The following is a 13,649-nucleotide window of genomic DNA, read 5'->3' on the forward strand; positions in this document are numbered from 1 at the left end:
TGCTGACTCCCAGTCATAGAGCGCGGAAGGTTCGCCAGACGGAGCCCTGTAATGTGCTAGCCAACCCACGAATATCAGAAGGATCCACCGTCGAAGTTACAGGCTGCGCCGCCTTGAGGAGATTCAAAAACACAGTGATGCACTAAGACAACGCGACCCGCGGTTCTTGACTACGGAAGTCATATCAGGAGCTAGTAAAGATCAACGCAGTCGGGTGGGCTACCGTTCTTTTAAGACAGAGACTGTATCCGCTCGTTTACCAAGCCACTCCACTCCGTCAAGATTGCTCGCGACGGAAATTCGCTCTGTAATGTGCGGGCGACAACTTCATTGCCTTTTTGAACGCTGTGCTGAAGGCACTTTCCGATGCATAACCCAATTCGTTGCCGATGTTAGCGACGGATCGGGCACTTTGCGTTAAGTACACAACGGCGCGCCGCATCCGCAAATCGCGCAAATATGCCTGTGGGGTAACGCCCACGCTCGTGCGAAATCGGCTTGCATAGCTGGTGCGAGACATATTGCAAGCATCGGCAAATTCTTGAAGTGTCCATGGATGCTCGGGACGATCATTCATAAGCCGCAGTGATTTAGAAATCCGTTGATCTTGGGTCGCGAGTGGCCAGCGTCCGCCGAGCGCACCAGCACTCTCCGAGGCCGTCTCTCGGTAGGCTCGAAGCACTCGGAGAAAGATGATTTGTGTCAACTTATCTACGGTCGACTTAGCGCCGATGTCGTTAGCCCGGACCTCATTAACAAGTTCGTCGTAAAGTAAATGCAATGTAGATTGACTGTCGTGACGGGCTCTGATAACAAAATAGTTTGGCAGTACGTTCATTAACATGTTCCCTGCACTTTCTTCGAGGGAAACAAAACATGCCAACGCCACGCAAGCCGACGAATGGTATGCGTCGCTTGTCATTTGCGCATCCTGGTGAAAGGTGACTTCGCCGCCTAAAGGCGCATCAATCGCACTTGACATGGTGTACGCATTTCCGCGTCGCACCAGGAAGAAATCTCCCCGATCCGCAAAAATCGGAAGGCCCCCCTCCAATGCGAAATAACAACGGGACTTCATCACGAAGAGCTTCAGAGATTTTGGGGATGGCAGGCGTGCGGCCCATTGTCCGGATGCAAGTACGGCACCGCTGATGCTGCAGCGCGCCTCGGCCAAGTCGACAAGATCTGAAAATGCGTCGGACATAATGTTGTACGAAATAGCAAGAAATGCGTACTCAAGAGTGTGCAAGAAACAAAAAATCCCGGCTACGATCCATCCCACTGCAGCGTACCACCAAATTGAACAGCGAAAAGGCGAATGAAGCTGCCGGATGCCACTCGAAACCTTTGGCGGCCGCCACGAGAAAGTGTCCCCAACAACAATGCGTCGCTTTTAGGCGCCAATTTAAGATGCAGGAGAATTGACTTTGACCGGTCCGTCCACCACACCCGTACGTTCCGATCGCGAATTGCCTAAATCGGCAGATGTGGTCGTCATCGGCGGCGGTATTGTCGGGGCATGTATTGCGCTGGAACTTGCGGAGCGTGGCGTTCGGGTAGTGCTCTGTGAGAAAGGCAATATAAACGAAGAGCAGTCCAGCCGAAACTTGGGATGGGTGCGGCTCACAAACCGTGCACCCGCCGAGATTCCTCTCATGATCGACTCGATTGGCCTTTGGGCAGATATGGATCGCCGGTTAGGTCGCGCCACGGGCTATGTGAAGTGCGGGATCGTGTTCTCGGATCGCACGGACGCTCAGGCCACGCAACGCCAAGATTGGTTGCTCAACTTGCGCAATACCGGTTTCCGCGTCGAGGAGTTAACAAAGGAGGCAATGGGCGCTCGTTTTGGTGGCAGCTCATTTCCCGCAACCTACAGCATATTCAGCCCTTTCGATGGACGCGCCGAGCCGCAGCTTGCCGCGCCCGCAATCGCCGAAGCGGCGCGGGATCGAGGCGCACTCATTTTTCAAGATTGTGCAGTGACTGCCATAGAGAAGTCTGGGGGAAAAGTTAGCAGTGTTGTCACTGAACGGGGCACAATCGCCACATCGACGGCGGTGATTGCTGCGGGCGCGTGGAGCGGTGCATTGTGCGAGAGCTTGAATATTCCGCTGCCGCATCTGGATGTTCTGGCTACCGCCTTTCGCACCACCGCCATCAACGACGGACCCGACGTCTCATTTGGCACCGGTGATTTCGCGGTCCGCAGGCGGCTCGACGGCGGATATACCGTTGGAAGCTTTCGTTCGCGTGCCGAGCTCGTGCCGAACTCATTTCGGTACGGTTGGAGATTCCGCAGCGCCCTACGTACACCCAATATGGGTATCCATGTGGGAAAGCGCTTTTATCGCGAGCTGAAACACACTTTTGGCAAGGCCGGCATCTTGGATCGCCTCGCGGGTGGACGGACCCTCGATCCCACGCCATGGTTTTGCCAAGACGCGGTACTTGACGAAGTGGCCGCCTACTTTCCGTTTCTTCGACAAGCGCGGGTAGCGCAGGCCTGGGCCGGCTGTATCGACGTGACGCCGGAGCAAATTCCGGTTATCAGCACGCTTGGAAAAACGCTAGGTCTTCACATCGCCAGTGGTTTTTCCGGCCACGGCTTCGGATTGGCACCAGGTGCAGGCCGACTCATGGCCGACTTGATCACGGGAAGATCCCCTCGCGTGGATCCGGCTCCATTTCAATTTTCTCGATATCAACGATGAGGAAATCCGACGCCAGCGGGACGTCAGCGTCGCCGAGCGATTAGCACACCTTTTTAATGAGACTATCGAAAACATGGAAATAACCACCACTGTCGGCCGCAACGGCCGTGTTTACGTACGAACCCAATCGAAGACCGAGAAATGGGTTAAATACTCGCGAGCCATCAAAGACGGCGAATGGGTGTTTGTATCGAACACTTCCGGTTTCCGTTACGACGAAAACCGCATTGATGAAGGCATCGTAGATCAAACGCGGCAGATGATCCTGAATATCAAGGCCGCGCTGCAAAGCGTTGGCGCGGCGCCGGAGGACATTGTCCGTGCCGTGATTTATTGCCCGCGTCCAGACGAATTTCCAAAAGCGCTCGATCTCATCGCCGGATTTTTTTCCTCCATTGAGCCTGCCGTTACCGCAGTTTGTGCGCCGCTCGCGGAACCAAGTCTCCTGATTGAAATGGAAGTTACCGCGCTAATGAAGCGCGCATAAACTTTAGCGGGAGAGATGTCCTGCTGCGGCGCGGCGACGCGCGAGTGCGTCGGTTCAAGATGTAGCGATGAGTAACCCGGGGCATAGTGTAAAGAGCATGATTTCAATAAACGATGTATCTAAGTGGTATGGAACGCAGCGAGTACTCTCGGGATGCTCGGCGACCATCTCAGAGGGGGAGGTTGTTGTGGTTTGCGGGCCGTCTGGTTCCGGAAAATCCACTTTAATAAAGACATTGAATGGCTTGGAGTCTATTCAGTCGGGACGAATCATCGCGGCGGGATGTGACCTGGCCGATCCCAAGACTGACTTGAACGCGTTGCGTTCGAAGGTAGGGATGGTTTTCCAACATTTCGAGCTGTTTCCCCACTTGACCGTGGAGGAAAACATCCTGCTTCCGCAGGTGAAGGTTCTCAAGCGCTCTCGCTCCGATGCGCGAGAGCGGGCAAATACACTGCTGCGCCGTGTAGGTCTGTCGCAAGTGGCGATGAAGCAACCGTCCCAGCTCTCTGGTGGGCAGCAACAACGCGTCGCCATTGCCCGCGCGCTCGCGATGGATCCGGTTGTGATGTTGTTTGACGAACCGACGTCTGCCTTGGATCCTGAAATGGTCAACGAAGTGTTGGACGTGATGACCGAACTGGCGCGGCGAGGGATGACGATGATCTGCGTGACACATGAGATGGCCTTCGCGCGGAAAGTCGCATCGAGGGTGCTGTTCATGGACCAAGGGTGCATCCTCGAGGATGGCGCGACGGAAGCGTTTTTTTCCCATTCCAAAACAGATCGGGCAAGGAAATTTTTGTCACAACTCGCTCACTAGAGCTTTCAGGCTAGGAAGGAAAAACATGAAATTACCAACCCTACTTAAAGCAATCTTATTGCTGCCATTGGTCGCAGCATCTATTGCGAACGCACAGGGCCAATCGGACGGAACGCTGACGCCGGGTAACCTCCTGGTCGGCGTGGATGCCAACAATAAACCGTACACGTATGTCGAGGATGGAAAGCTAACTGGATTCGATGTCGAAGTTCTGCGCAGTGTGGCGGAAAAAATGAACCTTGATGTTGATTTTCGTATCCAGGACTTCAGTGGATTATTGCCTAGCGTCGCAAATCGCCAGGTGGATGTGGCAGCGGGATGTATCGGCATTACGGATGCGAGATCCAAGATTGTAGATTTCAGCGACGGGTACTTATTGGGCATTTTGAGTCTCGCCGCGTTGCCCCATAGTCCAGTCACATCAAACCCGAACTCTCTCAAAGGAAAGCGAATTGGCGTAGTTCAAGGCACGATCGAGGATACGTCGGCCGACACCTTTATCGCAGGTGCACAGATCGTGCGCTTTCCTAACGTCAACGCGGGATTTCTCTCGCTGCAATCGCGGTTCATCGATGGCTATCTTATCGACAAGTCGCAACAGGATGCCTTGGCAAAGAAATATCCAAAAATTGGCTTGATTAGCGTGATCGATCTGACCGCAACGACCTTGATTGCTGGCTTTCCAATGCACAAAGGAAACGATGCGTTTAAAACTAAGTTCAACGCTGCATTGCGGGCAGTGGTCGCTGATGGAACATGGGCCAAGCTTTACGAAGAATATTTTCCGAATTACCCGATTTCCAAGGCCCTTCCGCCTGGTCTTAAGTGACGCTTGACAATTGATAACCTCTGGATATCCTGAACGATGGATGAACTCCTGAACAACTTTCTCGATTGGTCCCTGCTAATCGAGACGTTCCCGGCGCTACTCAAGACCGGCTTGCTAAACACCCTTGTCCTGTCCATGGTGTCGACGGTGTTAGGGATTATCGTCGGAATGGTTTTGGCGCTTTTTGCAGTGTCTCGGAAACGATGGTTGACGATCCCGGCGTTGCTGTATGTCGACATATTCCGTGGTCTTCCCGCGGCACTGATAATCTTGATCGTTGGGCAAGGACTCGCGCCGGTCGGACTATCGCTTTTTGGCCCAAATCCTTACCCGCTTGCCATCGTCGCTTTGGCATTGATCGCATCTGCTTATATCTCGGAAATTTTCCGTGCTGGGATCCAGAGCATCGGGCCAGGGCAATTGAACGCCTGCCGCGCGCTGGGGATGAATTACTGGACCAGCATGCGCTACGTGATCGTTCCGCAGGGCGTTCGACGAGTCCTGCCTGCCCTTGCGAACCAATTCGTTTCAATAATCAAAGACTCGAGCCTCGTTTATTTCTTGGGCCTGTTGACGTCGCAACGCGATCTTTTCACCATTGGTCAAAACATTTCGGTTAACTCTGCGAATCTAACGCCACTGGTAACATCCGGCTTGGTTTATCTCGTCATAACGGTTCCGCTCACGCACGCTATTAATTACGTCGACAGGAGAGGTCCTTTGATCTCCCTTCGCAAAAAGAAACCTGCCGTTGCTGTCGATGAAAATGGTGGTGTTGTGGAAAAGTCGGTCGCTTAACCGGGTGAACTCGAACGTATCGGGAGAGGTGATCGTTAAATCTCGTTGAGTGAGCTCTAGTACGTTCCAGCATGACAAATCTCAACAATTGAGGACTACAAAATGAAAGATACGCCCCGGAATGGTATGTCGATACCAAGTATTCCAGGCGTCAAGATCGCGGCGGGGATTGTTGCGTCTTTGGTTTGTCAACTTGCGTCGGCTCAAAGCAGTGTCGTACTTTCTGGCCTCGTCGACGACGGCATCACCTACACGAATAACGTCAAAGGTCATTCGGTCTGGCGTACCGATCAAGGTTTCGCGCAAAGCGGGCGCTGGGGCCTGAAGGGCATTGAAGAACTCGGCGATGGCTGGGCCGCGAATTTCGTTCTAGAAAATGGCTTCGATATAAATAGCGGCCGCTTATCACAAGGAGGCCGCGAGTTTGGGCGGCAGGCTCGCGTTGGATTGACATCCGCGAAGTTCGGCACGGTGTCGATGGGACGACAATATGATTCGGTCGTGGATTTCCTCGGTCCACTTACTGCAAACGGTGGGTGGGCGGGTGCCCCATTTTCGCATCCGTACGATAACGACAACACCGATAATTCGTTTCGTGTAAGTAACTCACTGAAATATCTGAGCCCGAATGTCTATGGTTTCACTGGTGGAACAATGTTTGCTTCCGGCAATGACACTGACTTCTCTAATAACCGCGCCTGGAGCGTCGGCGCGCGTTATGACCGAGGACCAATCCTCGTGGGCGCAGCCTATCTCCGCGCAAACCGATCAGGGCAAACCGCTGCGGGAGCAATCAGTACGACAGATGCGGTTATTTCCGCACAAGGGCAGCAGATCTGGGGCGGTGGCGTCAACTATAAGGTCGGGAAAGGCGTAATCGGCCTCAGCTATACCAACTCCGTATTCTACGGTCCAGGGATGAATAATCTCACGGGCATCGAATACAACGGCTCGAAAATGTCGTTCCAAAATATTGAGACAAGTGTTCGGTTTTTCGTGAAGCCCAACCTTCTGGTGGGCGGCATGTACACCTACACGAAAGGCGAACACACGGAGTCCGCGGGTGAACAGCACACGCATTGGAATCAAGCGGGACTCATGGCGGATTACTTCCTTTCCAAACGTTCGGACTTGTACGCGATGGCAGTTTGGCAGCGCTTGGGGGGCGATCACACTGGCGCAGGTGGGATGCAGGGCGCGCTCCTACTCGGGGCAGCGGGCGTGTCGGCCACCAGCAACCAAGTCCTTGTTCACGCGGGTATTCGCGTGAAATTCTGACAGCTCGCTTGCGTTTCGCCAGCGGCTTGAAAGCATTTCCCCTTCCTCGTTGCCGAATGGGATTCCAGGCCACTCGGGCAAAAAAAGCACAGTCTTCACACAAACCCATGTTAGCCGGCATGATGGGCGCCGACCCGGTCGAGGACCTCGCGTCTGCCTGGAACGGATGCAGAAAGCTCGGCGAGCAATTCGGATGCTCGGTCGTTGTGACCGCCGGCCCGCATGGCGCGGCGTGGAAGGATCACGCGGCTGACTATGGAACAGTTGCGGGCGAGAGAGTTGACGTCATCTCATCGCATGGGGCGGGGGATACTTTCATCGGACATCTGGTTGCACAGTGGGCAAGCGGGGCGCAGCTCGGCCAGGCGGTCGCCATCGCGAAAAGGCAGGCTGCAGTTTTCGTGTCGACGCCTCGAACAATGGCAGTCGCAGCGTGAGCGAGCCGCCTTTTAGTCCATTGACCCCTGCCAACGGAGCAGTTCCGTTCGACGCGGTGTTATTCGATTGTGATGGAACATTGGTTGAGTCGGAACCGATTACGTTCCGCGTCCTCTCGGACATGTTGCACGCGGCTGGGTGGAAAATATCCGCCCACGAGTTCTCGGAGCTCTTCTTTGGACAATCGGTGAAAAGTCGGTTCGATCTCATTCGATCGAGGACAGCAGTCGTGGATATCGAGGCCTGGTATCTCGATTACCGCGACAGACGCGATCAGGCGTTATCGCGAGAGGTTGCTGCCACGCCTTTTGCCGGTGAAACCGTGAAGCATCTGGCGTGGCACTCAGTTCGACTTGCAGTGGTTTCTGCCTCGAGCCGATCCAAGATCACACTACAACTTGACAAGGTTGGACTGACTGACTGGCTGGTTCGGTGGCCACATCTACAGTGGACAACACTCGCGACGAAATAAACAAATAAACCGTGGCCGGACGTGTACCTTGAGGCCGCATCGTTGTTGGGTGTCGATATAAGACGGTGTGCAATCGTGGAAGATTCTCCTTCCGGGGTATTGGCAGGAGTGTCTGCGGGCGCGACGGTGTACGCGTACAGTCCGTCGCACCGCGAACTAGGTCAATGCGGCAGACTGCTCGCAGCAGGCGCGAAGGACGTGTTTGGGGATATGCGGATGCTTAAGCGCCTGTTGACCGGAACGAGGATGGTGTGACAGTCGGGCGGGGAAAACCAACCCTATCGTGCCTTCCGGACAACCAGCTCAACGTGAGGTGATGTGAGGTTGTAGCGCACGCAGCCAGCAGGCAATGGCGACCGCGCCACCATCCGGCGAACCGAGCGCGCGGGCACCAAGATAGCTGGCCCGCCCGGCGCGCGGTGACATGTGCGCCGTATCCTGCGCGCCGGACTCCGCCGCGCTCACTGCGGCCGCCCACGCTTCAGCGGCATTCAGGCCACGCTTTAAACCCCCATCGAAAGCCTCGATAGCTGGCACCAGGGCATCAAGCATGGTGCGATCTCCTGCCTTCGCTCCGCCCAGTTCACTGATAGCGTCGGCGCTGCTCCTGAATGCAGCGGCCCAATCCTGAGCGGTCGGTTCAGCTGCATTCGCCAAGCTGCGCGAAGCGCGCACCAGCGCAGTAGCGTAGAACGGCCCAGAGCTTCCAGCGATTGCCCTTCGCAAAGCAGTGCCCAGTGTTGCAAGTGCACCGCTCGGAGTCGTCAAAGCGGTCGTTGGGACAGCCACGATCGCATCCGCTGCGCGCTTCATGCTTGCTCCGAGATCACCGTCGCCGGCCTTCGAGTCGAGATCCGTCAGGATCGCTTCATTGGCGATCAGCGCGTGCGCAACCGCGTCCAGCGCGGGCTTCAATCTCTGCGCCCAGCCGGCATCGTTTTCATGGGTGACCGTGCTGTTGGGCTCGGACGTGAGGTTCGATGTGACCGCGATCGGAATCCGTATGCTTTGATTCACCTTCCCGCCACTGGGCCATGAACGAGCCTCGGTTTCCAAATCCAGCAACGCCAGCCGTTCATCGTCGACGCGCAGCACGGAGATGGAGCAACCGGGCATATTGAGGGCCGAGAGCAGCGTGCCGCACCACGCTCGCTCGACCGTCACATTGCGGTGGGTGAGATTGTCGAACGCGGCGCGAAGCACAACGGCCAGTTCCATATCGGGCGTGGCGCCAAGTCCGTTCACCAGCAGCACGACACGCTCGCCGCTCTTTACTTGCAGATCTTCGATGATGTTTGAAAGCAGCGTCTCGGTCAGATGGTTTGCGGGCATTGGGGCCCTGCGCTCCACGCCTTTCTCGCCGTGAATTCCAAGTCCGAGCTCGATCTCGTTGTCCGCCAAGCTGAAGCCGGCCTTGTCGGCACCCGGTAGCGTGCATCCGTCGAGCGCAACGCCCATCGTCCCGAGATCGGCACAAGCTTCGCGGGCAGTTGCGGCTACTTGAGCCAGTGAAACGCCACGCGCGGCCATAGCGCCTGCAATCTTGTGCACCAGTACCGTACCCGCGATGCCACGGCGCTGATTGCGCTGGGATTGGGCGCGAAGTGACACGTCATCGGCCACGGTCACTATTTCGACCGGAATTCCCTCTGCTCTGGCAAGCTCCGCTGCAAGTCCGAAATTGAGCCGGTCTCCCGTGTAATTCTTCACAATCAACAACGCACCGTTCGGACCAGACGTTGCGCGGATCGCTTCGAGAACGGCGTCGGTGGACGGAGAGGTGAACACTTCACCGCAGACGGCGGCACTGAGCATGCCGGCGCCGACGTAACCCCCATGCGCCGGTTCATGCCCGCTGCCCCCGCCGGAGATGATGGCTACGGGGCGTTGCGGGGGCGCCGGCACTCCCCGTCGGACAAGAACGTTTTCATCCCCGAGAATAGCGACGTGCGGGTCCAGGCGGGCAAGCCCTTCCAGCATTTCGCGGACAACATTCGACGGGTCATTGAGAAGTTTTTTCATGGCTGGAGGCAGTGACAGTTTCGGATCGATTGGCGCTGAGTTTGCGATGCGTACTGATGCACTTACGCACTGACAAGCGCAGCACGAGACTCGACGACCGCGGCCGCGAGCACCGAACGCTCTGTTGCGACATCGAACGCGTGGGGCGCGTCAGGCTTGTGTTGCAACGTGATCGTCTTGCCAATTTCCAGTCCGGGCTGCCGCTCGAACTGAGCAACGACCAAACAATTCCCGACCGTCACCTGGACCATGACCTGAGAACCCAGCGGCTCGACCAGCTCGATACGTCCCTGCATCCAGCCACTTGCGGAATCCGTGAGACCGTCGCCGTCCGCTGCCGGAAAGAGATGCTCGGGACGAACGCCGGCGATGACTTTCCGGTTCGACAACTCCTTGAGCGCCCGGGCCATACGGTTAGACCCGCGCAGCTGGAAACCCGCTCCTCGCATCATCTCGCCGTCGCCATCTATCGTTGCTTCGAGGAAGTTCATCGACGGGCTTCCGATAAAACCAGCGACAAATCGATTAATGGGCTCGTCATAGATACGCTGAGGCGTGTCGATCTGCTGGGCGACGCCATCGCGCATCACAATGATTCGATGCCCCATGGTGAGCGCTTCCAACTGATCGTGTGTCACGTAAAAAGTTGTGACCTTGAGTCGCCGGCACAGCTTCGTGATTTCGCCGCGCATGTCCACGCGCAGCTTCGCGTCGAGGTTCGACAGCGGCTCATCCATGATGAAGATGCGCGGTTCGCGGACAATTGCTCGCCCAAGCGCAACGCGCTGCCGCTGTCCGCCGGAAAGCGCTGCCGGTTTGCGCTGCAAAAGCGGCGTCAGTGACAGTGATTCGGCAACGGTACGCACGCGCTCGTCAATGCGCGCCTTGGGCCAGTTGCGCACCTGCAGGCAAAACGCCATGTTTTCGTACACGCTCAGATGCGGATACAGCGCATAGTTCTGGAAAACCATGGCGACGTCCCGATCAGTTGGCGACAGGTTCGTCACATCCTGGCCGTCGATGAGTATCGAACCATCGGTTGCCTCTTCAAGTCCGGCGATCATCCGCATCGTCGTGGATTTTCCGCAGCCGGAAGGACCGACGATCACGATGAACTCACCGTCCTCGGTCGTGAGATTGAGCGATTCAACGGCGTCCACGCCACTGAATGTCTTCTTGAGATTTCGAATTTCAACAACAGCCACGTTTGTCTCCTCAATAGGGTGTTGCCAGCTCTTTGCCAGTCCGTCTGGAACCGGCACGCTGGCCGCTAGGCGGTCCGCTTTTCCTTAAATCGATCAAGCCGCTCCCGGAACTCCGGGTAGTACTGCTCGTAGATCTCTTCCCATTCCGCGAGCGGCTGGATAAACCGAACGTGCCGCTGAAAGGGCAGCCGTGTCTCTGATGACTCGATCGCATCGCGGGCGATCAAGGCGGCGCCAAGCGCAGTCAGCTCGCTTTCCTCGACCGAGGCGACTGCCTCGCCAAACACGCTCGCGCGCAGTTGCAGGAGCGCATCGGAACGCGCCCAGCCGCCGACCGCATAGATGGGCGTGGCCGATGAGCCCGTGTCTCGGATCGCTTCAAGCATCCGGCGGGCGTACAGACATGCCGATTCAAGCGTTGCCCTAAGCTGCACAGCGTCGCCATATGGCACCGGGTTGATTGTCGGAACCAGACCACGTTTCAATGCCTCGGCAATGTCCCCGGCCTCGCTGGGCTTTCCGGGCAAACGGCCGCCGGCAAGAAATGATCGTAATGCGACGCCTGCGTCTCGTGCGCGGAAAGGCTCCAGTGCAGCCGAAAACTCATAAACCCCAAGACAGGCGACACCGGGCGTGCCTAAAGCCGGTACGGAAAACGCCACGAAGGGATCAGTGCGCGGCTCAACGCTCTCGATCTCCGTGTACATGAGATTGGCGGTGCCCAGGGAGTCCACCAATGCCTGCCCGTTCAAACGCCGTACCGCAGAGGCGGCGATCGGATGGTCATGCCCGCCGGCCACAATAAGCGTATTGCCGGAGGCCGCTCCACTCTCGAGCAACGGACCCGCTGCAACGGTTCCGACTACGGTGCCGGCGGCGAGAACGGGAGGCAGTGGAGGCGCGCCACACGCGCCGAGCATGGCGGGCATCCACGTGCGACTGAAGACGTCATAACAAGCGGTGCGGGTCGCAAGCGTTTCACTGATGAACGGCGTGCGGCTCCACCAAGCGGCCGCGTAGTCCGTCAGCGTCAACCACAGTCGGGCGTCCCGCATGACCTCAGGGCGATTCTCGCGAAGCCACAGCCACTTCGCCGCCGTGCGAGACGAATCGATCGAAACGCCTGCGCGTGAAGACTCTCCAGCGAAGTCGCGCAGTCTTTCGCTTTCGTTGTCGGCACGCTTGTCAAACCAGGGGATCGCCAGGTCAAGCGGCCGCAAATCGTCGGATACAGGAACCCCATCTTCGCCAACGCCCGTGATCGAGATCGCGCGCAGAGGAGTCGCGGCACCGGTAGCACGCCACCCTTCGATAACCAGGCCTTCAAGCGTGGCAACAAGCGCCGAGGCGTCCGTTGCTGGCAGGCCGCCCTGCATGCTCCGCGGAACAGGAATCGCCTTGGTCCATACGGACCGCGCTGACCTGTCAACGAGGATGACCTTTACATTGGTCGACCCAACATCAATACCACATACAAGGGAATCCATTGCTAGCCTCTGCCTCTCGTCTTCCCTTGCGTAAATGGCATCCGGGTAAATCGCTTCGTGGCCATTTAAATCCCCATTGACGACTTAGGCGAAGCTAAGCTGCGTCTTGACCGCGTGCCCCGACTCCATGCTCTTTACAGCCGCGGCGAAGTCCCATACAGAAAAGGTATCGCCGATCAGTTTCGCGGCCTGTTGGGAAATGTCGGACATGAGGTCAACTGCCCCCGCAAACTGATTCGCCAACGAGTTCGAACCGATAATGCGCAGTTCGTGTTCGTAGACAGTGAACGGGTTGATATCGACCTTTGCGTCAACACCATGGACGCCGACCTGCACCAGCACGCCCGTCTTGCGGATAAGACCTAACGCTTGGCGCAGCGCCGGCATTGCGCCCGCGGCCTCGAAAATCACTTCGTATCGCTCATCGCGTAGTTCGTCGGGCGATGCGGCCCTGTTCGCACCGACTTCAAGAGCGATTGCATGCTTCGCAGGGTTCGGGTCAACGACGGTCACATCGGCCGCACCGAAATGCTTCGCGATGATCGTAGTGAGCAAGCCCATTGTTCCCGCACCCATCACCAGCACGCGCCGGTCCTTGATCCCCTGAGCGGACTCGACTGCGTGCAGCGCGCAAGCAAGAGGCTCGATGAGCGCGGCCACGCCATGCCCGATGCTCTCCCGCACGACAAACGCGTTGCCACCGGGAACGGCCACTTGCTCGGCCGCCGCACCGGCGCGACCGACCCCGATGGGCGTGAGCGCATTGCATAGATGCGGTTTGTTTTCCCTACACCATTCGCAATGTCCGCACGAGACATTGGGGTTCACCGCGACAAAGTCGCCTTCCTTGATACCGTTCACATTACGTCCGACCGCCAGCACGTGTCCGGCGAATTCGTGCCCAGGCGTGACCGGGTAATTCGTTCCCGGAAATCCATGTTGGCAGATGTGCAGATCGGTTCCGCAAATTCCACACGCAACGGGTCTGACAATGAGTTCGTCCGGCGTTAGTGTCGGAGCGTCGAGCTCGACGACGTCGATCATGTGATTGCTTCCAATACGGACAGCGCGCATTTCGAATCCTCAAGTGTTAGAT

13 protein-coding genes and 1 pseudogene are annotated in these 13,649 nt (G+C 57.1%); 9 read left to right on the forward strand and 5 right to left on the reverse strand.

Annotated features, from left to right (window positions below; genetic code table 11):
* Nucleotides 1–277: 277 nt before the first annotated feature.
* Nucleotides 278–1,249, reverse strand: a complete 972-nt coding sequence (locus EOS_RS17095) for an AraC family transcriptional regulator (RefSeq protein ID WP_152693133.1) — start codon at nucleotides 1,247–1,249, stop codon at nucleotides 278–280.
* Between the two features lie 178 nt (nucleotides 1,250–1,427).
* Between EOS_RS17095 and EOS_RS17100 the strand changes: the two genes are divergently transcribed.
* The 9 genes and pseudogenes from EOS_RS17100 to EOS_RS49265 form a co-directional block, all read left to right on the forward strand.
* Nucleotides 1,428–2,714 (forward strand): NAD(P)/FAD-dependent oxidoreductase, encoded by a 1,287-nt coding sequence (locus EOS_RS17100; RefSeq protein ID WP_047847849.1) that lies wholly within the window; start codon nucleotides 1,428–1,430, stop codon nucleotides 2,712–2,714.
* A gap of 73 nt (nucleotides 2,715–2,787) precedes the next feature.
* Entirely contained in the window at nucleotides 2,788–3,201 is a 414-nt protein-coding gene (locus EOS_RS17105) for a Rid family hydrolase (protein WP_047847850.1), read from the forward strand.
* A 97-nt stretch (nucleotides 3,202–3,298) separates the two neighbouring features.
* Nucleotides 3,299–4,024 carry an amino acid ABC transporter ATP-binding protein gene (locus EOS_RS17110; RefSeq protein ID WP_047847904.1) on the forward strand — a complete coding sequence of 242 codons (726 nt, stop codon included), beginning with the start codon at nucleotides 3,299–3,301 and terminating at the stop codon, nucleotides 4,022–4,024.
* A 25-nt stretch (nucleotides 4,025–4,049) separates the two neighbouring features.
* Entirely contained in the window at nucleotides 4,050–4,853 is an 804-nt protein-coding gene (locus EOS_RS17115; RefSeq protein WP_047847851.1) for an ABC transporter substrate-binding protein, read from the forward strand.
* A gap of 36 nt (nucleotides 4,854–4,889) precedes the next feature.
* The gene (locus tag EOS_RS17120; RefSeq protein ID WP_047847852.1) at nucleotides 4,890–5,651 is read left to right on the forward strand and encodes an amino acid ABC transporter permease; all 762 of its coding nucleotides are present in this window, start codon (nucleotides 4,890–4,892) and stop codon (nucleotides 5,649–5,651) included.
* Between the two features lie 102 nt (nucleotides 5,652–5,753).
* Nucleotides 5,754–6,929, forward strand: coding sequence for a porin (locus EOS_RS17125; RefSeq protein ID WP_235442849.1), 1,176 nt, complete (start codon nucleotides 5,754–5,756; stop codon nucleotides 6,927–6,929).
* A gap of 119 nt (nucleotides 6,930–7,048) precedes the next feature.
* The gene (locus EOS_RS17130) at nucleotides 7,049–7,366 is read left to right on the forward strand and encodes a PfkB family carbohydrate kinase (RefSeq protein ID WP_160312506.1); all 318 of its coding nucleotides are present in this window, start codon (nucleotides 7,049–7,051) and stop codon (nucleotides 7,364–7,366) included.
* Between the two features lie 56 nt (nucleotides 7,367–7,422).
* Nucleotides 7,423–7,839 (forward strand): HAD family hydrolase, encoded by a 417-nt coding sequence (locus EOS_RS49260; protein ID WP_407639151.1) that lies wholly within the window; start codon nucleotides 7,423–7,425, stop codon nucleotides 7,837–7,839.
* Nucleotides 7,840–7,854: 15 nt separating this feature from the next.
* Nucleotides 7,855–8,094 (forward strand): annotated as a pseudogene (locus EOS_RS49265) (HAD family hydrolase); the annotation flags it as partial.
* A gap of 48 nt (nucleotides 8,095–8,142) precedes the next feature.
* Here the strand turns inward: EOS_RS49265 and EOS_RS17140 are convergent.
* The 4 genes from EOS_RS17140 to EOS_RS17155 form a co-directional block, all read right to left on the reverse strand.
* The gene (locus tag EOS_RS17140; RefSeq protein ID WP_047847854.1) at nucleotides 8,143–9,861 is read right to left on the reverse strand and encodes a dihydroxyacetone kinase family protein; all 1,719 of its coding nucleotides are present in this window, start codon (nucleotides 9,859–9,861) and stop codon (nucleotides 8,143–8,145) included.
* Between the two features lie 62 nt (nucleotides 9,862–9,923).
* On the reverse strand, nucleotides 9,924–11,066 hold the full coding sequence (locus EOS_RS17145; RefSeq protein WP_047847855.1) for an ABC transporter ATP-binding protein: 1,143 nt from the start codon (nucleotides 11,064–11,066) through the stop codon (nucleotides 9,924–9,926).
* A 65-nt stretch (nucleotides 11,067–11,131) separates the two neighbouring features.
* On the reverse strand, nucleotides 11,132–12,553 hold the full coding sequence (locus tag EOS_RS17150) for an FGGY-family carbohydrate kinase (RefSeq protein WP_047847856.1): 1,422 nt from the start codon (nucleotides 12,551–12,553) through the stop codon (nucleotides 11,132–11,134).
* 84 nt (nucleotides 12,554–12,637) lie between these two features.
* The gene (locus EOS_RS17155) at nucleotides 12,638–13,597 is read right to left on the reverse strand and encodes an alcohol dehydrogenase catalytic domain-containing protein (protein ID WP_235442850.1); all 960 of its coding nucleotides are present in this window, start codon (nucleotides 13,595–13,597) and stop codon (nucleotides 12,638–12,640) included.
* Between the last annotated feature and the right edge of the window lie 52 nt (nucleotides 13,598–13,649).

Origin of the sequence: Caballeronia mineralivorans PML1(12), from assembly GCF_001028175.1 — a bacterium.
In the GTDB taxonomy this organism is placed as follows: domain Bacteria; phylum Pseudomonadota; class Gammaproteobacteria; order Burkholderiales; family Burkholderiaceae; genus Caballeronia; species Caballeronia mineralivorans.